The sequence below is a fragment of the Mycobacterium colombiense genome, from assembly GCF_003284935.1.
Classification (GTDB): domain Bacteria; phylum Actinomycetota; class Actinomycetes; order Mycobacteriales; family Mycobacteriaceae; genus Mycobacterium; species Mycobacterium arosiense_A.
Map to the genome: position 1 here is coordinate 1 of NZ_QMEV01000021.1, position 19,464 is coordinate 19,464.

The window sequence follows — 19,464 nt, forward strand, 5'->3', positions numbered from 1 at the left end:
GTCCCAGCCGACCCACCCGGCCAGCTGGCGGGCGTACTCGTCGCGCAGCGTGGGGTCCTTGATCTGGCTCACCATCGGCACGCAGCGGCGCAGCGCGGCGACCCGGCCCTCGGCGCTGTCCAGGTCCATTTCGGCGAGCGCCGAACGGATCGCGAACTCGAACAGCGGCGTTCGCCGGGCCACCAGATCGCGCAGCGCGCCGTCGCCGGACTTCAGCCGCAGATCACAGGGATCCATGCCGTCGGGCGCGACGGCCACGAACGACTGCCCCGCGAGGTTCTGCTCTCCGCCGAAGGCCTTGAGCGCGGCGGCCCGCCCGGCCGCGTCGCCGTCGAACACGTAGATCAGTTCGCCGCGAAAGAAGCTGTCGTCCATCATCAGCCGGCGCAGCATCGACAGGTGCTCGTCGCCGAACGCGGTGCCGCACGATGCCACCGCGGTGGTGACCCCGGCCAGGTGCATCGCCATCACGTCGGTGTAGCCCTCGACGACGACGGCCTGATGCCCCTTGGCGATGTCGCGTTTGGCCAAGTCGATGCCGAACATCACGTTCGACTTCTTGTACAGCAGCGTCTCGGGCGTATTGATGTACTTGGCTTCCATCGGATCGTCGTCGAAGAGCCGCCGGGCGCCGAAGCCGATCACCTCACCGGCAGAACTGCGGATGGGCCACAGCAACCGGCGATGGAAACGGTCCATCGGTCCGCGCCGACCCTGCCGTGACAGGCCGGCCGCTTCCAGCTCCTTGAACTCGAATCCCTTGCGCACCAAGTGCTTTGTCAGCGAGTCCCAGCCCGAGGGCGCGAAGCCGCATCCGAAGCGACGGGCCGCCTCGGCGTCGAAATTCCGCTCGGTCAGGTACTGGCGGGCCGGTGCGGCCTCCGCGGATTCCAACGCCGCCGCATAGAACTCCGCCGCGGCAGCGTTGGCCGCGACCAGCCGGCTGCGACTACCGCGGTCGCGCTGCACGCTGGTCGCCGGGCCGGAGTAGTTGATGGTGTGGCCGATCCGGTCGGCGAGCAGTTCGACGGCCTCGACGAAGCTGACGTGTTCGATCTTCTGGATGAACGCGTACACGTCGCCGCCCTCACCACAGCCGAAGCAGTGAAAGTGGCCGTGGTTGGGGCGGACGTGGAAGGACGGCGACTTCTCGTCGTGAAACGGACACAGGCCCTTGAGCGAATCGGCGCCGGCACGCCGCAATTGGACGTAGTCGCCGACGACTTCGTCGATGCGCACCCGGTCGCGGATGGCGGCGATGTCGCGATCGGGGATCCGGCCCCGACCCCGGGCACGGCCATCGCCCTCCGCGCGTGAACCTGCCGGGCTTGACATCGGCTCAGTCTAAGTCGCGACGGCGGACGCTAGCCGGTACCGATGACACCGCAGGCGATCCGGTCCATCGCGTTCTCGGTGTCCTGGGCGCCGTGCAGCATCAGCGCGGTCTTGTTGCCCGCCAGCAGGTCGTCCCGGTTGAACGAATCGGTGGTGGTGACCAGGTACGCCGAGCCGTCCTGACGGACCTCGAGCGAGGCCAGGTCGCCACTTTCGGGCTTACCGGTGTGTCCGGGGGCCTGGTAGTGGCCGCCGGCGGACAAGAAGTTGCCGGGCGCACCGCCGGTGGGGGCCACCGAGTTGGGCTCGCACTTGCCGATCTCGTGCACGTGCAGGCCGTGGATACCGGGCGCCAGGATGCCGGGCGCCACCGTCTTCACCGTCACGGTCACGTATCCGCCGGTGAAGTCGAAGGTCGCGGTGGCCGCCGAACGGCCATCGGGCGTCTTCAGTTCCGCGCTGAGCGAGCCGGCCGCGGGCGCCGGGGTCGTCGCCTCGCCGGAGGACGTCGGGGCGGCACTCTTCACCGGAGGGGTGGTGCCCGGTTGGGTGCTCGCGTGCTGCGGTGAACTGCAGGCGGTCATGGCGACGACGGGGAGCCCCATCAAGAAGGAGGCCACAAAGGGCGAGCCGCTGAATTTCGTCATGTCGGGCAGCCTAACTCGCCGCGGCCCCGCCGATTCCCGGACCGGACGACTTGGTGCCAACCGGTGACTACGGACCGGCCTGGCGGGTGTCGATCCGTTCGAGCCGGCCCTCGGTGTACGAGGCGATCTGGTCGACGATGACGCGCCATCGGGCGGCGTCGTCGGCCGCGGTGTTGAAGGCCGCAGCAAAGAAGGGGTCCAGCGTTCGGGGCGCCCCCGCATACAGCCAGTGCGCCACCCGATGGATGCGTTCACGCTGCCCGGCTTGCGTTTCCTGATGGCGTGGATCGGACATGATGAACTGCAGCGCCAGGATTTTCAGCAAGGCGACCTCGGCGCGCACCAGGTCGGGGACCTGCAACTGGGCCCGGTAGCGCACCAGCGGGCCCGGACCGGCCGCCGCACGGGTCGTGGCGATGGCGGCCGAGGCGAACCTGCCGACCAGTTCACTGGTCAACCGCTTGAGCGCCACCGAAGCCGCGAGCGTGGCGTCGTACTTGCCGACGGCGGCGACGACGGGCAGGGCGGAGAGCCGTCGCGCCGCCGCCATGAAGTCGTCGGCGCGCACCCGGGAGAATTCGGTCTCGCCCAATCGGGCCAGCGCGGCGGCCTCGTCTTCGTCGGCGAGCACCCGCAAGTCGATGCGTTGGGACACCACACCGTCCTCGACGTCGTGCACCGAATACGCCACATCGTCGGCCCAGTCCATGACCTGCGCTTCCAGGCACATCCGGCCCGGCGGTGCGCCCGCCCGAACCCAGGCGGCCGGCTCGCGGTCGTCGTCGTAAAACCCGAACTTGCGCTGCCCTTCGCCGCGGGGCCACGGGTACTTGGTCACCGCGTCCAGCGACGCGCGCGTCAGGTTCAGACCTGCACTATTTCCTTGTGCATCAAGGACTTTCGGCTCCAGACTGGTCAGGATCCGGAAGTTCTGGGCGTTGCCCTCGAAGCCGCCGTAGTCCGCCGCGACCTCGTCGAGCGCGCGTTCGCCGTTGTGTCCGTAGGGCGGATGGCCGATGTCGTGGGCCAGTCCCCCCAGCTCGACCAGGTCGGGGTCGCAGCCCAGCCCGATCGCCATCCCCCGCCCGATCTGGGCGACCTCGAGCGAGTGCGTCAGCCGGGTGCGCGGCGTGTCCCCTTCTCGGGGCCCGACGACCTGGGTCTTGTCGGCCAGTCGGCGCAGCGCGGCGCTGTGCAGGACCCGCGCCCGATCGCGGGCGAAGTCGGTGCGGTGCTGCCCCTCGGCGCCCGGCAGGCCCGCAGTCTTGGGCGCTTCGGCCACCCGTCGCTGACGGTCGAAGTCGTCGTAGGGGTCGCGCTGATTCCCGGTCACCGACGCACAGTCTGCCAGGGAATGCCTGCCGAAGTATGGCTCGACTCAGGCGTACTGGCCCGTGTCGCCGCCGCGCTGCGCCTGACCGCCCCACTCCTCCGCAGGCCTACTGGCCTGCATCGTCACGGGGCTAGATTGGCCCTATGCGCACCGCTCGCCTGATCGCCGTGATCGCGACGATCCTCACGGTCGGCTTCGGCGGCGGCCTGCTGCTCGCGCCCGGCGCCGGCGCGCAACCACCGTTCCGGTTGGCCGACTACATCACCGACAACGCGGGGGCCCTGTCGGATTCCGGGCGCGCGGCGGTCACGTCGGCGCTCGACAAGCTGTACACCGACCGGCACATCCGGCTGTGGGTGGTCTACGTCGACAACTTTTCCGGGCAGAGCGCGGCCGGGTGGGCACAGCGCACGGTGACCAGCAGCGACCTGGGCGCCTACGACACGATACTGGCCGTCGGCACCAACAGTCGTGAATACGCCTTCCTGGTGCCCTCCACGATCAAGAGCGTCACCGCTAATCAGGTCGACAAGTTGCGGCGCAACAAGATCGAGCCCGCATTGCACGACGGCGATTGGAGCGGCGCCGCCGTCGCGGCGGCCAACGGGCTCGACACCTCGCCGGATTCCTCGGGCCGGGTCGCACTGCTGGCCGTGCTGGCGGGCATTGTCGTCGCATTGGCAATCCTGTTGCTGGTCATGCGTTATCGCGGCCGGCGACGCCGCGCCGCCGCGTTGGCGGCGGCGCGCCTGATCGACCCCACCGACGCCGACGCGCTGGCCGCGGTCTCCCCGCAGACACTCGACGACCTGTCCCGCGAACTGGTGGTCGACGTCGACAACGCGTTACGCACCAGCGCCAACGAATTGGACCTGGCGGTCACGGAATTCGGCGCCGACCGCACCCAGCCGTTCACCCAGGCCGTGACCAACGCGAAAGCCGCTCTGTCCCAAGCCTTCACGATTCGCCAACAACTCGACGACGACACGCCCGAGACGCCGGCGCAGCGCCGTGAGCTACTCACCCAGGTGATCGTCTCGGCGGCGCGCGCCGACCGCGAACTGGAGTCGCAAACCGAGGCGTTCGAGAAGCTGCGCGATCTGGTGATCAACGCCCCCACCCGCCTGGACTCACTGACGCAGCGATACGTGGAACTCACGACCCGCATTACGCCGGCCGAACAACGACTTGCCGCGCTGCACAACGACTTCAGCGCGGCTGCACTGACTTCGGTGTCCGGCAATGTGACCGCGGCCAAGGAGCGGCTGGCCTTCGCCGACCGCAACATCACCAGCGCCCGTGAGCTGGCCGTCCAAGCCATCAGCGGGCAGCAGGCCCGCCTGGTCGACGCCGTCCGCGCCGCCGAGTCGGCGCTGGGCCAGGCGCGCGCGCTGCTCGACGCGGTGGACAACGCGGCCAGCGACATTCAGCACGCCATCGACCGGCTGCCATCGGCCATGACCGACATCGAAAACGACATCGAGCGCGCGGACGAACTGCTGCGAAAGACACCGAAGGTCAACACCGCGCACACCGGTGATCTGGTCGCCGCGCGCGATGCCGCCATCAGGGCCGTCGAAAGCGCACGAGCCGGGGCTTCCGACGATCCGCTGGGCGCCTTCGGTCAACTGACCAAGGCCGACGCCGGCCTCAACGGGCTCCTGGCCACCCTGGCCCAGGAGCAGGCCGCCGCCGAGCGGCTGAACCGGTCGTTGGAGCAGGCGTTGTTCACCGCGCAGTCGCGAGTGCGTGCGGTGTCGGACTACATCGACACCCGCCGCGGCAGCATCGGTCCCGAAGCGCGCACCCGGCTCGCCGAAGCCAGACGGCATCTACAGGCCGCGGAGGACAAACGATCGACGCTGCCCACCGAGGCGATCGCGCATGCCAACGCGGCGTCGACGCTGGCCGCCACCGCCCAGTCTCTGGCCAACGACGACGTGCAACTGGCGCAGCGGGCCTACGTGGGCGGCGGCGGCAGTGACATGGGTGCGATGCTCGGCGGGATCATCATCGGCAATGTGCTCAGCGGAGGCATGCGGGGCGGATTCGGCGGCTGGAGTCCGACGTCGTTCGGCGGCAGCCCCTCGTCCGGCGGCGGCTTCCTGGGTGGCGGCGGCCGATTCTGAGCGGCGCCTAGCGCCGGCGATCGCGGCGGCTTTGGGTTTCGCCGGTGTCAGCCGGCTGCCGGGGAATGCGGGATCACGCCCGAGCCCCGTGGCACGGTGTCGCCTTCCCACCCGCTCCACACGCCGTCGGCAACCGCGGTCGGGCGGGGCACGTCGGCCGTCTCTTCGGGGGTCTCGGCGCCGGCGTCTGGCTTCGGCGCCCAGTGGTCATAGTCGTCCGGTGGGACGACCACGCCCCACTTGAGTGGAACCGACAGGCCACCGAGCATGCCGGACTCTCCTCGAACTGCCGACACCGTGTCATCCGGCAACGGCGAACCGAGAGGCAATAGCACCCCTGCCCCCTTCCACAGCCGATTAGAGCGTTCGGGCGCTGTGGCGATCTATTTACACCAACCGGTTCACATCGTAAGACAAACTGAAGAAAATATGCGGGAATTGCCAATTTTCTTCTGGTGAGCACATGAGGGACGGGCGGCGGGCGACGCCGGATCCGCGGCCACGGCCACCGGACATCGCCACCCGCCGCGCCGACAACCACATTCGCGCGGGCCGACTCGCGACTTCGCCCGGTGGATCGGGACTCCCACATTCGTTGTGCCGCAACGCTTCAGCGCGTGCGGGTGGACGCCGGTCCGAGGACGCCGAGTTTCGAGCGGGCCGCCCGGATCGGCTTCCCTCGCCCGTTCCTCCGACAATGCGCGCGGACCGGTTGCGGATATTCACTCGACCATTCGGACGAATTCGGCGTTGCGGATCCGACGTTCGTGGCGGCGCATGCCGGGCATAACCAAAAGTATCGAATTCGGGCCGCTTTGCACACTATTCACGTCTGCAACAGCAGCATCGCCGCGCTAGCCCGGACGGTTGCGCGGCACCACCTTAGGACGAGACCTGACCACCTGCGCCCGGGTCCCGCGGTCCTCGCCCTCCGGGGTCTTGTCACCGACCGGCATCGCCGTCATCGGCACGCCACTTCCCGAGGCGCCGGCCCCCACCGCCGCCGTGGCCGGCGCGCCGGAGCTCGCCCCCGACATCGCCGGAGTGGCGACGTAAGCCGGCACCGACCCTTGCCACGCCGCGGGCACCGTCAGCGACCCGACGAACCGCGCGCCGCCGAGGCCCGCGGTCGCAACCCCCAAGGCGCCCAACCCTCCACCGGCCAGCGGCTGCAAGTCCGACAGGGCGGTACCCGCGCTGTGCGGCGCGCTCAGAGGAGCGCTGGCCGCGCCCACCAGCGCCGGCTTGAGTGACGGCGCCAACGCGGGCGCCACCGGTGCCGGCGCCGGGGCGGCACTTTGCGCGAGCGTCACCATGGGTGTCATCAGCGCGGTGGCCGGGTACATTCCGGCCTGCGCCACCGTCGTCAATGTCGCGACCGGAGTCGACGACAGCAACGAGACGGCCGGCGAGAGGGCCGAGAACACCGACTGCAGTTGGGAGACGAACGCGGTCCCCAGCGAGGACAGGCCCTGGAAGAACTGCGACGCGAAACTCAGGGGCGCCGTGACCAATCCGGCCAGGCCCGACAGATCCGCGGCGGGTGCGCCACCGCCGAGCGCCGCCGGTGGCACGCTGAATTCCGGCAGCGCCTGCGTCATCGATTGCGCCCCGGCGTGGTAGCCGAGCATCGCGGCGACGTCCTGCGCCCACATCTCGACGTACTCGAGCTCGGTCTGCGCGATCGCCGCCGTGTTCAGGCCGAAAAAGTTCGTCGCGATCAGGACGAGCAGCCGGGCCCGATTGGCCAGCACCGCCGGCAGCGGCACCGTCGCCACCAGTGCGCCCTCGAAAGCGAGCGCCGCGAGGCGCGCCTGCAGGGCCGCCACCTCCGCTTGGGCCGCCGCGATGATCAGCCATTGGACGTAGGGCGCCGCGGCCGCCGTCATCGCCATCGACGACGGCCCCATCCAAGGGCCGGCCGCCAAATCCGACACCACGGTGTTGAATGACGAGGCCGAGGACGACAGGTCGACCGCCAGCCCATCCCACGCCGAGGCCGCCTCGAACAGAGGTCCGGCCCCCGGGCCGCCAACTATCAAGGCCGAGTTGATCTCCGGAGGGAAGAACACAAACGCGGGAATCATGTACAACCCCAACCGACCGAGTCAACGGCTCCTACCCCGGACAGCCGACATCCGCCCGCGGCCATTAGCTATCTACTTATGCCCCAGTGGCGATCCTAAGGCACCCGCACCGCGAAATGCCGGACTTTTACGCAAACCTTATTTCGCGAAATTTGGTGTCGGTGAGCACACATCAGCGGCCGCGCCGGCGGTCAGACGCGCGCCGATGCAACGGGACAGAACAATCTACAAGACGGCCCGGGAGTACGCGATTAACAACCCTTGAGGCGCGCCGCCAGATAATCGGACACGGCATTCATCGGGACCCGCTCCTGGGACATGTCGTCGCGCCGGCGCACCGTCACGGCGTCGTCTTCGAGTGAGTCGAAATCCACCGTCACGCAGAAGGGCGTGCCGATCTCGTCCTGGCGTCGATAACGTCGTCCGATGGCCCCGGCATCGTCGAAATCGATATTCCAGAACTGGCGCAACTCGGCGGCGAGGTCTCGCGCCTTGGGACTCAGGTCGGCGTGCCGGGACAGCGGCAGCACCGCGGCCTTGACCGGGGACAGGCGCGGGTCCAGCCGCAGCACCGTCCGTTTTTCCATCTTGCCCTTGGCGTTCGGGGCTTCGTCCTCGGTGTAGGCGTCGATCAAGAACGCCATGAACGACCGTGTCAGGCCGGCGGCCGGCTCGATCACGTACGGGGTGTACCGGGCGTCGGTCACCTGGTCGTAGAACGACAGGTCGACACCGGAATGCTTTGCATGCGTCGACAAGTCGAAATCCGTGCGGTTGGCGACGCCTTCCAACTCGCCCCACGGGTTACCGGCGAAACCGAACTTGTACTCGATGTCGACCGTGCGATCCGAGTAGTGCGACAGCTTGTCGGCGGGGTGCTCGAATAACCGCAAGTTCTCCGGATCGATACCCAGCCCGACATACCATTGCAGCCGGGTGTCGATCCAGTACTGATGCCATTCCTTGGCGGTCGAGGGCTCGACGAAGAACTCCATTTCCATTTGTTCGAACTCGCGGGTCCGGAAAATGAAGTTGCCCGGGGTGATCTCGTTGCGAAAACTCTTGCCGATCTGACCGATTCCGAAAGGCGGCTTCTTGCGGGCGGTCGTGACCACGTTGGCGAAGTTGACGAAGATGCCCTGCGCGGTCTCCGGGCGCAGATAGTGCAGACCCTCCTCGGTTTCGATCGGACCGAGGTAGGTCTTGAGCATCATGTTGAATTCGCGCGGCTCCGTCCACTGGCCCGGCTCGCCGGTCTCCGGGTCGCGGATGTCGGCCAGACCGTTGGGCGGCGGGTGTCCGTGCTTGGCTTCATAGGCCTCGATGAGATGGTCGGCGCGGTAGCGCTTGTGGGTGATCAGCGACTCGACCAGCGGGTCGTGGAAGACCTCGACGTGGCCGGAGGCCACCCAGACTTGCCGCGGCAAGATGATCGACGAGTCCAGACCCACCACGTCGTCGCGGCCGGTGACCACCGAGCGCCACCACTGCCGTTTGATGTTCTCCTTGAACTCGACGCCCAGCGGGCCGTAGTCCCACGCCGACCGGGTGCCGCCGTAGATCTCCCCCGAGGGAAAGACGAAGCCGCGCCGTTTGGCCAGGTTCACTACGGTGTCGATGACGGACGCCACGGGGTGGTGCACTCCCTTTCCGGGTTTGAGCGGGCACGCGCGGCGCTCGACCGCGGTGCGCAGAGCATCAGTCATGGTAGCGATCGGCGCCGCGGTCTTTGACATGCGTCATCATGCATGTGACAGTGGATGGCAGCCGACAACGATATTCAATGGCGGATACTTTCCCACTACCTGGCACTTCTCGAGGTGATGCCGCTCCATGATGACGTCCCCGTCACCTTCTGCCTCGATGCCGGCCCCCGCCGACGGCGACTCCGACCCGGGTGTGGTCGCCCATGACCACGACGCGCTCGGCGCAGCCGGGCATTCCGCAGGGGCCGCCTATCCCGTGCCGCCGCCGCGGGACATCCTCGATGCCGCCGGCGAGTTGTTGCGCGCGCTGGCCGCGCCGGTGCGCATCGCCATTGTGCTGCAGCTGCGCGAGTCCCATCGCTGCGTCCACGAGCTGGTGGACGCGCTCGGCGTGCCGCAGCCGCTGGTCAGCCAGCACCTGAAGATTCTCAAGGCGGCCGGCGTGGTCACCGGCGAGCGATCCGGCCGCGAAGTGCTCTACCGGCTGGCGGACCACCACCTCGCGCACATCGTGGTGGACGCCGTCGCGCACGCCAGTGAGGAGCCGCGCCAATGACCGGAACCAGCGTCCGCTCCACCCGGCAGCGGGCCGCGATCTCCACGCTGCTGGAGACGCTCGACGAGTTCCGCTCGGCCCAAGAGCTGCACGACGAGCTGCGCCGCCGCGGCGAGAACATCGGCCTGACGACCGTCTACCGGACCCTGCAGTCGATGGCGGCGGCCGGGATGATCGACACGCTGCGCACCGACACCGGTGAATCGGTCTACCGCCGGTGTTCCGAACACCACCACCACCATCTGGTCTGCCGCAGTTGCGGCGCCACCATCGAGGTCGGCGATCACGAGGTCGAGGAGTGGGCCACGGAAGTGGCTGCCAAGCATGGCTTCTCCGACGTCAGCCACACCATCGAGATCTTCGGCACCTGCTCGGATTGCGGGGGCCGGTAACCGGTTACGCCGTCAGCGCCCGGCGTATCTCGGCGCCGGTGTCGAGCACCAGCAGGATCAAGGTCCGCAGGGCGTCGTCGGCCAGGCCGGCGCCGGGGAAGTTGTAGCGCAGCATCACGTCCGCGGTTTTCGACGCGCCTTTGCCCGAATTACGTTGCACCGCTTTCTCATTGATTTTCTCAATCAGGGTCACGCTGCCGAAGTTGCTGTCGCGCGCCTGCTTGGCCACCTGCTCGCCGAGTTTCTTGGTCAACGGCAGATCCCACGCCAGTATCTGGGTGAGCGAGATCAGATCGAGGCCCTCGGCGATGTTCACCACCCGCAACGAGGCGATGGTGCCGTCGTGACGCACCGTCACCGCGCCGTCGGCCTCCTCCTCGAGCGGAAGGACATCGCCGAGTATCGATGCCAGACGCTGCTGCTGTGACGGCATTATGCGCTCCCGAATCTGCGGTTGCGCGAGGCGTATTCCTCGCAGGCCGCCCACAAGTCGCGGCGGTCGTAGTCGGGCCACAGCTTGTCCTGGAAGACATACTCGGCGTACGCCGACTGCCACAGCATGAAATTGCTGGACCGGTGCTCCCCCGACGTCCGCAGGAACAGGTCCACGTCGGGGATGTCGGGCCGCTGCAGGTGGTGCGACACCGTCGCCTCGGTGACCCGTTCGGGGTTCAGCCGGCCGGCCGCGGCCAAACGGGCGATTTCCTTTGTGGCCTCGGCGATTTCGGCGCGACCGCCGTAGTTGACGCAATAATTGACCGTGATGACGTCGTTGTCCTTGGTCAGGTCCTCTGCGATCGCGAGTTCATTGATCACGCTGCGCCACAGGCGTGGCCGCGAACCCACCCACCGGATCTTGACCCCGATGGTGTTCAGGTTCACCCGGCGCATGCGCACCACGTCGCGGTTGAATCCCATCAGGAAGCGGACCTCCTCGGGGGACCGCTTCCAGTTTTCGGTGGAGAAGGCGTAGAGGCTGAGCCATTTGATGCCGAGTTCGATTGCACCACAGACGATGTCGATGACCACCGCCTCCCCGGCCTTGTGGCCGTCGGTGCGGGTCAATCCCTGCTGGGTGGCCCAGCGGCCGTTGCCGTCCATCACGATGGCCACATGGTTGGGCAATCGGTCCGCCTCGATGTTGGGCGCGGCCGCCTTGGAGATGTGCTGCGGGGGCCGGCACGGCCCGCCGTCGGCGGACGGCGGCAGCTCGGGAAAGACGACCGGCCAGGTCGACTTGTCGGGGAACACCGGATAGTCGTCGGGCGCGGGGGGCAGCTGCGGGAAATCGGCTGACGCCGTGGGGCGCTGCGCCTTTCGGCCCGAGCCGCCGACCCAGAGTTTAGCCACAGTCCATATCCTGCCCGATCAGCGCCGCGCGCTGGTCGGCGATGGTGCGGTCGGCGTGATACGTCCGCTCCACCAGCGGCAAGGTCTTGAGCTGCCGCTCGAGATGCCACTGCAGGTGCGCGGCCACCAGACCGCTGACGTAGTTGCGGTGCGATTGCGGCGTCTTCTCGGCGAAGTCCCAATCGCCGTCGTGGAGCGCGGACATCAGATCCAGCACCCCCGGCGGCGGCGTCGTCGCACCGGCCGGGCGGCAATGAGTACAGACGCTGCCGCCGGCACCGACATGGAAGGCCCGGTGGGGACCGGGCGTCGCGCACCGGGCGCACTCGTTCAGCGCCGGCGCCCATCCGGCGATGCCCATCGCGCGCAGCAGGTAGGCGTCCAGCAGTAGGTCCCGGGACCGGCGGCCGTCGGCCACCGCCCGCAACGCGCTCACCGTGAGCCCGTGCAGCGCCGGCGCCGGTGCCCGCTCCTCGCCGGCCAGGCGTTCGGCGGTTTCCAGCATGGCGCACCCGCACGTGTAGCGGCCGTAGTCGTTGACGATGTCGGTGGCGAACGCGTCGATGGAGACGACCTGGGTGACGATGTCGAGGTTGCGGCCGGGATGGAGCTGCGCGTCGATATGCGCGAACGGCTCCAGCCGAGCACCGAATTTGCTGCGGGTGCGGCGCACGCCCTTGGCAACCGCGCGGACCAGCCCGTGATCACGAGTCAGCAGGGTGACGATCCGGTCGGCTTCGCCGAGCTTGTGCTGGCGCAACACAACAGCCCGGTCTCGGTATAGCCGCATCACAATAGTTTTGCACCCCGCCGCGACATTGCGGGTATCCGCGCCGTTAGTCTCGTACCCCGTGATTGGCGCTTCTGGGTCGGGTCCCGGATCCATTTCCGGATCCGGCCACCGGCGCCTGCCCACGCTCACTGACCTGCTCTATCAGCTGGCGAGCCGCTCGGTGACGTCCACCACACTGGTGGGTCGCTCGCTGCACGCCATCCATGCCAGCCAGCCGACGCTGAACGCCTTTCGGGTGGTGCTGACCGAGTCGGCGCTGGCCGATGCCGCCGAGGCCGACCGGCGACGCGCGGCCGGTGACACCGCCCCGCTGCTGGGGATTCCGATCGCGGTCAAAGACGACGTCGACGTTGCTGGAGTGCCCACCGCCTTCGGGACCGAGGGGTCGGTCGCCCCGGCGACGCAGGACGCCGAGGTAGTGCGCCGTCTCAAGGCGGCCGGCGCGGTGATCGTCGGCAAGACCAACACCTGCGAACTCGGCCAGTGGCCGTTCACCAGCGGGCCCGGTTTCGGGCATACCCGCAACCCTTGGTCGCGCCGGCACACCCCGGGCGGATCGTCGGGGGGCAGCGCAGCGGCGGTGGCGGCCGGGCTGGTCACGGCGGCGATCGGCTCCGACGGCGCCGGCAGCATCCGCATCCCTGCGGCGTGGACGCACCTGGTGGGCATCAAGCCGCAACGCGGCCGCATCTCGACCTGGCCCTTGCCGGAGGCGTTCAACGGCATCACGGTCAACGGCGTGCTGGCCCGGACCGTGGCCGATGCGGCACTGGTGCTCGACGCCGCTTCCGGAAATGTCGAGGGAGACCGGCACAAGCCGCCGCCGATCACCGCCTCCGACTATGTGGGCAAGGCGCCCGGCCCGCTGAACATCGCGCTGTCCACCCGGTTTCCGTACACCGGCTTCCGGCCGAAGCTGCACCCGGAGATCCTGGCCGCGACGCGCGCGGTCGGCAAGCAGCTCGAACTGCTCGGCCACACCGTGGTGCCGGGCAACCCCGATTACGGCGTGCGGCTGTCGTGGGACTTTCTCGCCCGGTCCACGGCGGGACTGCGGGATTGGGAGGAGCGGCTGGGCGACGGCGTGGTGCTGGACCCCCGCACCCTGTCCAACCTGCGCCTGGGCGCCGTGCTGGGCCAGGCGATTCTGCGCAGCGCGCGTCGGCACGAGGCGGAAGACCAGCGCCGGGTCGGCTCGATCTTCGACATCGTCGACGTGGTGTTGGCGCCGACCACCGCGCAGCCCCCGCCGCTGGCCCGCGCCTTCGACCGGCTCAGCGGCTTCGGCACCGACCGCGCCATGATCGCCGCCTGCCCGCTGACGTTCCCGTGGAATGTCCTGGGGTGGCCGTCGATCAACGTCCCGGCGGGCTTCACCTCCGAGGGCTTGCCGATCGGTGTGCAGCTGATGGGGCCGGCGAACAGCGAGGGCATGTTGATCTCGCTGGCCGCCGAGCTGGAAGCGGTCAGCGGGTGGGCGAGCGAACAGCCCCAGCCGTGGTGGGACCAGACGACGGACGCTCCGGGCGCCGCCGGGCCCCGCGCCTGACCACGTCGCCCCGCGTTCGCCCAGGTATTCGTGAGGAATTAGCCGCTGGCAACTCGGGTACTCGTTGGCGATGGACCAATCGACCGCTCCCCTACTCGATGCGCTGGCCGATTATCGGGCCAAGAACCGGTACGGATTCACGCCACCGGGCCACCGCCAAGGTCGCGGCACCGACGACCGCGTGCTGCAGGTGCTGGGCCACGAACCGTTCCTCGACGACGTGCTGGCCAGCGGCGGCCTGGATGACCGCAGAACCAGCAACCAGTATTTGAAGCACGCCGAGGACCTGATGGCCGAGGCCGTCGGCGCCGACATCGCATGGTTTTCCACCTGCGGCAGTTCCCTGTCGGTGAAGGCGGCGATGATGGCCGTGGCCGGCGGCGACGGCAGTCTGCTGGTGAGCCGGGACAGCCACAAATCGATCGTCGCGGGTCTGATCTTCTCTGGCGTGCAGCCGCGGTGGATCACGCCGCGGTGGGACGCCGAACATCACTTCTCCCATCCGCCGTCACCGCAGCAGGTCGAAGAGGTGTGGGACAAGCATCCCGACGCCGCAGGGGCGCTCATCGTGAGCCCCAGCCCGTATGGCACCTGCGCCGACATCGCCGGAATCGCCGACGTCTGCCACGCGCGGGGCAAGCCCTTGATCATCGACGAAGCCTGGGGCGCGCACCTGCCGTTCCACGACGACCTGCCGACCTGGGCGATGGACGCCGGCGCCGACATCTGTGTGGTCAGCGTGCACAAAATGGGCGCCGGTTTCGAGCAGGGCTCGGTGTTCCACGTGCAGGGTGACCGCATCGACAAGGATCGACTGTCGGCCTGCGCGGACCTGTTGATGACCACCAGCCCCAACGTCCTGCTGTATTCGGCCATGGACGGATGGCGGCGCCAAATGGTCGAGCACGGACACGAATTACTCGGTGCCGCATTGGATCTCGCCCATCAATTGCGCGCAGACATCGAAGAGCTACCCGGCGTCGAGGTGCTCGACGACGAGCTACTCGGGGTGCAGGCGTCCCACGACCTGGACCGCCTGCAGGTGCTGATGGACGTATCGGGCACCGGCACCTCCGGCTACCAGGCCGCCGACTGGCTGCGCGCCAACGCGCACGTCGACACCGGGATGAGCGATCACCGCCGCATCCTGGCCACGCTGTCGTTCGCGGACGACAAGACCACCGCCGGGCGTCTCACCGATGCGCTGACGGCGTGGCGCAAGGCGGCCGACGACTTCGACCGCCCGCCACAGATCGACCTGCCCTCCCCCGAAGAGCTGCAATTGGAGACCGTGTGTCTACCCCGCGACGCGTTCTTCGGTCACGTCGAGGCGGTGCCCACCGATCAGGCCGCCGGGCGGGTCGCCGCCGAACAGGTGACACCCTATCCCCCCGGCATCCCGGCGGTCGTGCCCGGCGAGCGTCTCAATGAGGCGGTGCTGGACTACTTGTGCACCGGGGTGCGCGCCGGCATGAACACCCCGGACGCCGCCGACCCGTCGATGAAAACGATTCGGGTGCTCGCCTGACCCACCGGTGAAGCGCGGGCACCCGCCGGCCGCATAGGACCGCTAAAAGCCCAACCGGCCAAGCTGTTTGGGGTCGCTCTGCCAGTTTTTGGCGACCTTGACGCGCAGATCGAGGTAGACCTTTGTGCCCAGCAGCTTTTCGATCTGGGCGCGCGCGGCGGTGCCCACCTCCCGCAGCCGGGCACCACCCTTGCCGATGACGATCCCCTTCTGGCTGTCGCGTTCGACGTAAAGCAGGGCATGCACGTCGATCAGGTCGTCGCGATCCTGGCGCGCGTTGACTTCGTCGATGACCACCGCCAGCGAATGCGGCAGCTCGTCGCGCACACCCTCGAGGGCGGCCTCCCGGATGAGCTCGGCCATCAGCACCTCTTCGGGCTCGTCGGTCAGCTCACCGTCGGGGTAGTACGCCGGGCCGGGCGGCAGCGCCGCGGCCAGCACGTCGATCAAGATGTCGACCTGGGCCCCGGTGACCGCCGACACCGGGACGATTTCCGCCGAGTCGCCCACCAGCTCGCTGACCGCCACCAGCTGCGCGGCCACGCGGTCTTTGGGCGTTTTGTCGATCTTGGTGACGATCGCGACCAGCGTCGTCTTCGGCGCGGTCACGCGGATCTGCTCGACGATCCACCGGTCGCCGGGACCGATGGCTTCGTCGGCCGGGATGCACAGCCCGATCACGTCGACCTCGGAATACGTATCGCGCACAAGATCATTCAGCCGCTTACCCAGCAGGGTGCGCGGCCGGTGCAGGCCGGGCGTGTCGACCAGGATGATCTGAAAGTCGTCGCGGTGCATGATGCCGCGGATGGTGTGCCGGGTGGTTTGGGGTCGCATCGAGGTGATCGCCACCTTGGTTCCGACGAGCGCGTTCGTCAGCGTCGATTTCCCGGTGTTGGGGCGGCCCACCAAACACACGAAGCCGGAACGGAATTCAGTCATGCTGCTCGGATTCCTCGCCATCGGATGAACCGTCGGATTCGATCGGGCTGAGCAGCACGGTATTGATCCGCACCCGGCCCCGGTGGTCGGTACCGCCTTCGGCCTGCAGCCGCAGACCGTGCGAGACCACCTCGGCGCCCGGCAGCGGTACCCGGCCCAGCTCCAGGGCGAGCAGGCCGCCCACGGTGTCGACGTCGAGATCGTCGTCGAACTCCACGCCGTACAACTCGCCCAAATCCTCGATCGGCAGCCGCGCCGACACCCGGAAGTGCTTGTCGCCCAGGTTTTCGACGGGCGCCGTCTCCGCCTGGTCGTACTCATCGGCGATCTCGCCGACGATTTCCTCGAGCACGTCTTCGATGCTGACCAGCCCGGCGATCGCGCCGTATTCGTCGACGAGAAGCGCCATGTGGTTGCGGTCGCGCTGCATTTCCCGCAGCAGCGAGTCCAACGGCTTGGAGTCCGGCACGAAGACGGCCGGCCGCATCACCTTCGACACCGGCGGGGTGCGCCCGCCGTCGCCCGACAGAACCGTCTGCTGGACAAGATCTTTCAGGTACACGACGCCGACGATGTCATCGACGTTCTCACCGATCACCGGGATGCGGGAATGCCCGCTGCGCACCGCCAGGTTGATGGCCTGGCTGGCGTACTTGTCGCTTTCGATCCAGATCATCTCGGTGCGCGGCACCATCACCTCGCGGGCCGGGGTGTCTCCGAGTTCGAAGACCGACTGGATCATCCGGCGCTCCTCGGCGGCCACCACGCCGCGCTGCTGGGCCAGGTCGACGACTTCACGCAACTCGATCTCGGAGGCGAACGGCCCGTTACGCAGACCACGGCCGGGAGTCACCGCATTACCCAGCAGCACCAGCAACCGGCTGATCGGCATCAACAACCACGAAATAGCCTGCAGCGGAAGGACAGTCGTCAACGCGATGGAGTAGGCGTTCTGACGGCCGAGGGTGCGCGGACCCACCCCCATCACGACGAAGCTGGTGACCACCATGATGGCCGCGGCACCGAACAAACCCCATCTCAGCCCGAAGTTGTCATAGAGGAACACCACCAGCAGCACGGTCGCCGTGATCTCGCAGGTGGTGCGGAGCAGCACCACCAGGTTGATGTAGCGGGGCCGTTCGGACATGACCTTGGACAACGCCACCGCGCCGGGCCGCTCGTCGCGCACCAACTCCTGAACGCGGGCCAGCGACACCGTGCTGATGGCCGCATCGATCGCCGCGAACAGTCCGCCGAGCGCGATCAGCGCGACTGCACCGAGCAGCTCAGACCAGCCGGTCATGAGTCAGCGTTCTGCTCCTCGGACCGGCTCCGGCGAGCGAGCAGCCAGGCGACCAGGCCCACCACCACCGCAAACCCCCCGAAGCGCAGCGCCAGGGTCCATCCGGATTGGCTGGGCTGACTGGGCTCCTGGTGGTGCACGGCCAGCAGCACCAGGAAACTGCCGTCGTCGGTCGGCCCGACGCCCGGCGTCGGCTGCGTCTTGATCACCCTGATCTGGGCGGGAGCGCTGCTGGAGTTGTCGATCTGCCCCCAGGCCAGGGTGGAGTCGTCGAGCAGGAAGGTGTCCTGGCTGCCCGCGGGTTGGCTCCCGTCGTGACCCACCACCGCCACGTGGCCCACCTCCACGGTCTCGCCCTTGGCGGGAACGAACACCGTGACGTTCTCGTACAGCTTCGGGGGCGCCGGCGGCTTGTAGTCGGGCGGCGGCGGACCGTTGTACCCGTTCAACGGAAGCGAGCCCCCGCCATAGAAGCTGCCCGCGGCCACGTAGCTGTCACCTACCGCGGTGAACGGGACGACGCCGACGGTCGCGGCGTCGAGCACCATCCGGCCCCCGCGCGGCAGGTACGCCTCCTGATAGGCGCCGTTGTAGAAGTAGCGGAAGGTGATCGGCTGATTGAGCGGGTTGTAGATGGTCGGGCGCCGGTAGGCGTCGTCGTAGTCCAGGTAGTCCCAGTGGCGCGGCCGGACGAACTTCTGATCGTCGACCTTGAGGATGTCGACGTTCTCCCGGTGCGAACTCACGACGTTTTGCACCCGCTGATTGACGTCCAGCTGGGTCGGCGGCTTCGGGGGGTTGGCGGGATCGACCCGCGAAACCGGTGCGGCCTTGGCCGCCGCGATCGCCAGCGACGGCGCGTCCAGCCCCCGCGGCGGCGCCACCACCGGCGCGTTCCGCGGTGCGTCGGGGCCGGGCGGAGGGATCTCCAGCGCCGGGACGCTCTGGCCCGCATTGGGCGGCGGGAGGACCAGCGGGTTCTGCGCCGGCGGCGGCATCGGCGGCGGCTCGTACACCGGAATGGGAATTTCCGGGGCCCGCGTCGGCGCATTGCTCGGTGGCCCCTCCACCCCGCGGTGATCCTCGTTGCACACGTTCGCGGTGTGGTAGGCGTTCACGTAAAACATGCAGTGCTGGCAGGCAACGGGGTTCGAGCCCGCGCCCGCGCACGGAGCCGCCTGTGCCACCGAAGCGGTGGTGGTGACCAACACCGACAGCGGTGCGAATGCGATGGCTGCGGCCGCCAGGATGCGAAGTGGCCTCAATGGTCGAAATACCTTGACTTGTCGAGCAATCGGCGGTCGCGTTCGGATTGGCGGTCCTGGTGGTAGGCCTCGACCTGCTCGGCGACCCACTCTTCGAGCAACCGGTCCTGCAGGGCGAACATCTCCTTTTCCTCGTCCGGCTCGCCGTGGTCGTAGCCGATCAGGTGCAGCACCCCGTGGATGGTCAGCAGCGCCAGCTCGTGTCCCAGGCTGTGCCCCGCCGAGGCGGCCTGGCCTGCCGCGAATTCGGGGCACAACACGATGTCGCCCAGCATCGCGGGCCCCGGCTCGGGGGCGTCCGGACGCCCGCCCGGCTCGAGTTCGTCCATCGGAAAGCTCATCACGTCGGTCGGGCCGGGCAGGTCCATCCAGCGCATGTGCAGGTCCGCCATCGCGGCGGTATCCAGCAGCACCATCGACAGCTCGGCCGCCGGATTGACGTCCATCTTGGCGATCACGAACCGCGCGACGCTGATCAGCTCTGCCTCGGAGACGTCGATACCCGATTCGTTGGATACCTCAATGCTCATAGAATCCGCTCACCGCACC

17 protein-coding genes and 1 pseudogene are annotated in these 19,464 nt (G+C 68.3%); 5 read left to right on the forward strand and 13 right to left on the reverse strand.

What is annotated here, in order from left to right; genetic code table 11:
- The 3 genes from dnaG to DQP57_RS12150 all read right to left on the reverse strand — a co-directional run.
- Positions 1-1,335, reverse strand: a 1,335-nt coding sequence (dnaG, locus tag DQP57_RS12140; protein WP_112633216.1) for a DNA primase, incomplete at its 3' end; no start/stop codon positions are given.
- A gap of 29 nt (positions 1,336-1,364) precedes the next feature.
- Complete coding sequence (gene sodC / locus DQP57_RS12145) at positions 1,365-1,982, reverse strand: superoxide dismutase[Cu-Zn] (protein ID WP_112633217.1); 618 nt, start codon at positions 1,980-1,982, stop codon at positions 1,365-1,367.
- Between the two features lie 67 nt (positions 1,983-2,049).
- Positions 2,050-3,315, reverse strand: a complete 1,266-nt coding sequence (locus DQP57_RS12150; protein ID WP_112633218.1) for a deoxyguanosinetriphosphate triphosphohydrolase — start codon at positions 3,313-3,315, stop codon at positions 2,050-2,052.
- Between the two features lie 143 nt (positions 3,316-3,458).
- Here DQP57_RS12150 and DQP57_RS12155 point away from each other — a divergent pair, with 143 nt between their 5' ends.
- Positions 3,459-5,444, forward strand: coding sequence for a TPM domain-containing protein (locus DQP57_RS12155; protein WP_112633219.1), 1,986 nt, complete (start codon positions 3,459-3,461; stop codon positions 5,442-5,444).
- Positions 5,445-5,619: 175 nt separating this feature from the next.
- Here DQP57_RS12155 and DQP57_RS27625 read toward each other — a convergent pair.
- From DQP57_RS27625 to DQP57_RS12170, 3 genes and pseudogenes are all read right to left on the reverse strand, one after another.
- A pseudogene (locus tag DQP57_RS27625) lies at positions 5,620-5,779 on the reverse strand (hypothetical protein); the annotation flags it as partial.
- Positions 5,780-6,298: 519 nt separating this feature from the next.
- On the reverse strand, positions 6,299-7,531 hold the full coding sequence (locus DQP57_RS12165; RefSeq protein ID WP_112633221.1) for a PPE family protein: 1,233 nt from the start codon (positions 7,529-7,531) through the stop codon (positions 6,299-6,301).
- A gap of 251 nt (positions 7,532-7,782) precedes the next feature.
- Positions 7,783-9,174, reverse strand: a complete 1,392-nt coding sequence (locus DQP57_RS12170) for a glycine--tRNA ligase (protein WP_112633269.1) — start codon at positions 9,172-9,174, stop codon at positions 7,783-7,785.
- A gap of 190 nt (positions 9,175-9,364) precedes the next feature.
- On the opposite strand from DQP57_RS12170, the gene DQP57_RS12175 reads away from it, so the two are divergent.
- Together DQP57_RS12175 and DQP57_RS12180 are read left to right on the forward strand one after the other, a co-directional pair.
- Complete coding sequence (locus DQP57_RS12175) at positions 9,365-9,793, forward strand: ArsR/SmtB family transcription factor (RefSeq protein ID WP_205869105.1); 429 nt, start codon at positions 9,365-9,367, stop codon at positions 9,791-9,793.
- Positions 9,790-10,185 carry a Fur family transcriptional regulator gene (locus DQP57_RS12180; RefSeq protein WP_007770286.1) on the forward strand — a complete coding sequence of 132 codons (396 nt, stop codon included), beginning with the start codon at positions 9,790-9,792 and terminating at the stop codon, positions 10,183-10,185. Before DQP57_RS12175 ends, DQP57_RS12180 begins: the two co-directional genes overlap by 4 nt.
- Before the next feature lie 4 nt (positions 10,186-10,189).
- Here the strand turns inward: DQP57_RS12180 and DQP57_RS12185 are convergent, their stop codons facing one another.
- Genes DQP57_RS12185 through recO form a run of 3 tightly spaced genes read right to left on the reverse strand, consistent with a single transcriptional unit; the run spans position 10,190 to position 12,325 of the window.
- On the reverse strand, positions 10,190-10,618 hold the full coding sequence (locus DQP57_RS12185; RefSeq protein ID WP_112633223.1) for a hypothetical protein: 429 nt from the start codon (positions 10,616-10,618) through the stop codon (positions 10,190-10,192).
- Complete coding sequence (locus tag DQP57_RS12190) at positions 10,618-11,535, reverse strand: decaprenyl diphosphate synthase (RefSeq protein WP_112633224.1); 918 nt, start codon at positions 11,533-11,535, stop codon at positions 10,618-10,620. The genes DQP57_RS12185 and DQP57_RS12190 overlap by 1 nt, the downstream gene beginning before the upstream one ends.
- Complete coding sequence (recO, locus tag DQP57_RS12195; protein WP_112633225.1) at positions 11,528-12,325, reverse strand: DNA repair protein RecO; 798 nt, start codon at positions 12,323-12,325, stop codon at positions 11,528-11,530. Before recO ends, DQP57_RS12190 begins: the two co-directional genes overlap by 8 nt.
- 61 nt (positions 12,326-12,386) lie before the next feature.
- On the opposite strand from recO, the gene DQP57_RS12200 reads away from it, so the two are divergent.
- Both DQP57_RS12200 and DQP57_RS12205 read left to right on the forward strand, forming a co-directional pair.
- Positions 12,387-13,877 (forward strand): amidase, encoded by a 1,491-nt coding sequence (locus DQP57_RS12200; RefSeq protein WP_112633226.1) that lies wholly within the window; start codon positions 12,387-12,389, stop codon positions 13,875-13,877.
- Positions 13,878-13,947: 70 nt separating this feature from the next.
- Positions 13,948-15,405 (forward strand): aminotransferase class I/II-fold pyridoxal phosphate-dependent enzyme, encoded by a 1,458-nt coding sequence (locus tag DQP57_RS12205; protein ID WP_112633227.1) that lies wholly within the window; start codon positions 13,948-13,950, stop codon positions 15,403-15,405.
- A 42-nt stretch (positions 15,406-15,447) separates the two neighbouring features.
- Here the strand turns inward: DQP57_RS12205 and era are convergent, their stop codons facing one another.
- From era to ybeY, 4 genes are read right to left on the reverse strand one after another with little or no spacing between them, the layout of a single operon-like run.
- Positions 15,448-16,347, reverse strand: a complete 900-nt coding sequence (gene era, locus DQP57_RS12210; RefSeq protein ID WP_112633228.1) for a GTPase Era — start codon at positions 16,345-16,347, stop codon at positions 15,448-15,450.
- Positions 16,340-17,650, reverse strand: coding sequence for a hemolysin family protein (locus DQP57_RS12215; protein ID WP_112633229.1), 1,311 nt, complete (start codon positions 17,648-17,650; stop codon positions 16,340-16,342). The genes era and DQP57_RS12215 overlap by 8 nt, the downstream gene beginning before the upstream one ends.
- Positions 17,647-18,915 carry a hypothetical protein gene (locus tag DQP57_RS12220; protein WP_112633230.1) on the reverse strand — a complete coding sequence of 423 codons (1,269 nt, stop codon included), beginning with the start codon at positions 18,913-18,915 and terminating at the stop codon, positions 17,647-17,649. The genes DQP57_RS12215 and DQP57_RS12220 overlap by 4 nt, the downstream gene beginning before the upstream one ends.
- Complete coding sequence (ybeY, locus tag DQP57_RS12225; protein WP_112633231.1) at positions 18,912-19,445, reverse strand: rRNA maturation RNase YbeY; 534 nt, start codon at positions 19,443-19,445, stop codon at positions 18,912-18,914. The genes DQP57_RS12220 and ybeY overlap by 4 nt, the downstream gene beginning before the upstream one ends.
- Between the last annotated feature and the right edge of the window lie 19 nt (positions 19,446-19,464).

Coding starts and splice junctions, on each gene's coding strand:
- sodC (WP_112633217.1), bottom strand. CDS start 1,982: ATGACGAAATTCAGCGGCTCGCCCTTTGTGGCCTCCTTCTTGATGGGG.
- DQP57_RS12155 (WP_112633219.1), top strand. CDS start 3,459: ATGCGCACCGCTCGCCTGATCGCCGTGATCGCGACGATCCTCACGGTC.
- DQP57_RS12165 (WP_112633221.1), bottom strand. CDS start 7,531: ATGATTCCCGCGTTTGTGTTCTTCCCTCCGGAGATCAACTCGGCCTTG.
- DQP57_RS12175 (WP_205869105.1), top strand. CDS start 9,365: ATGATGACGTCCCCGTCACCTTCTGCCTCGATGCCGGCCCCCGCCGAC.
- DQP57_RS12180 (WP_007770286.1), top strand. CDS start 9,790: ATGACCGGAACCAGCGTCCGCTCCACCCGGCAGCGGGCCGCGATCTCC.
- DQP57_RS12185 (WP_112633223.1), bottom strand. CDS start 10,618: ATGCCGTCACAGCAGCAGCGTCTGGCATCGATACTCGGCGATGTCCTT.
- recO (WP_112633225.1), bottom strand. CDS start 12,325: ATGCGGCTATACCGAGACCGGGCTGTTGTGTTGCGCCAGCACAAGCTC.
- DQP57_RS12205 (WP_112633227.1), top strand. CDS start 13,948: ATGGACCAATCGACCGCTCCCCTACTCGATGCGCTGGCCGATTATCGG.
- era (WP_112633228.1), bottom strand. CDS start 16,347: ATGACTGAATTCCGTTCCGGCTTCGTGTGTTTGGTGGGCCGCCCCAAC.
- DQP57_RS12215 (WP_112633229.1), bottom strand. CDS start 17,650: ATGACCGGCTGGTCTGAGCTGCTCGGTGCAGTCGCGCTGATCGCGCTC.
- ybeY (WP_112633231.1), bottom strand. CDS start 19,445: ATGAGCATTGAGGTATCCAACGAATCGGGTATCGACGTCTCCGAGGCA.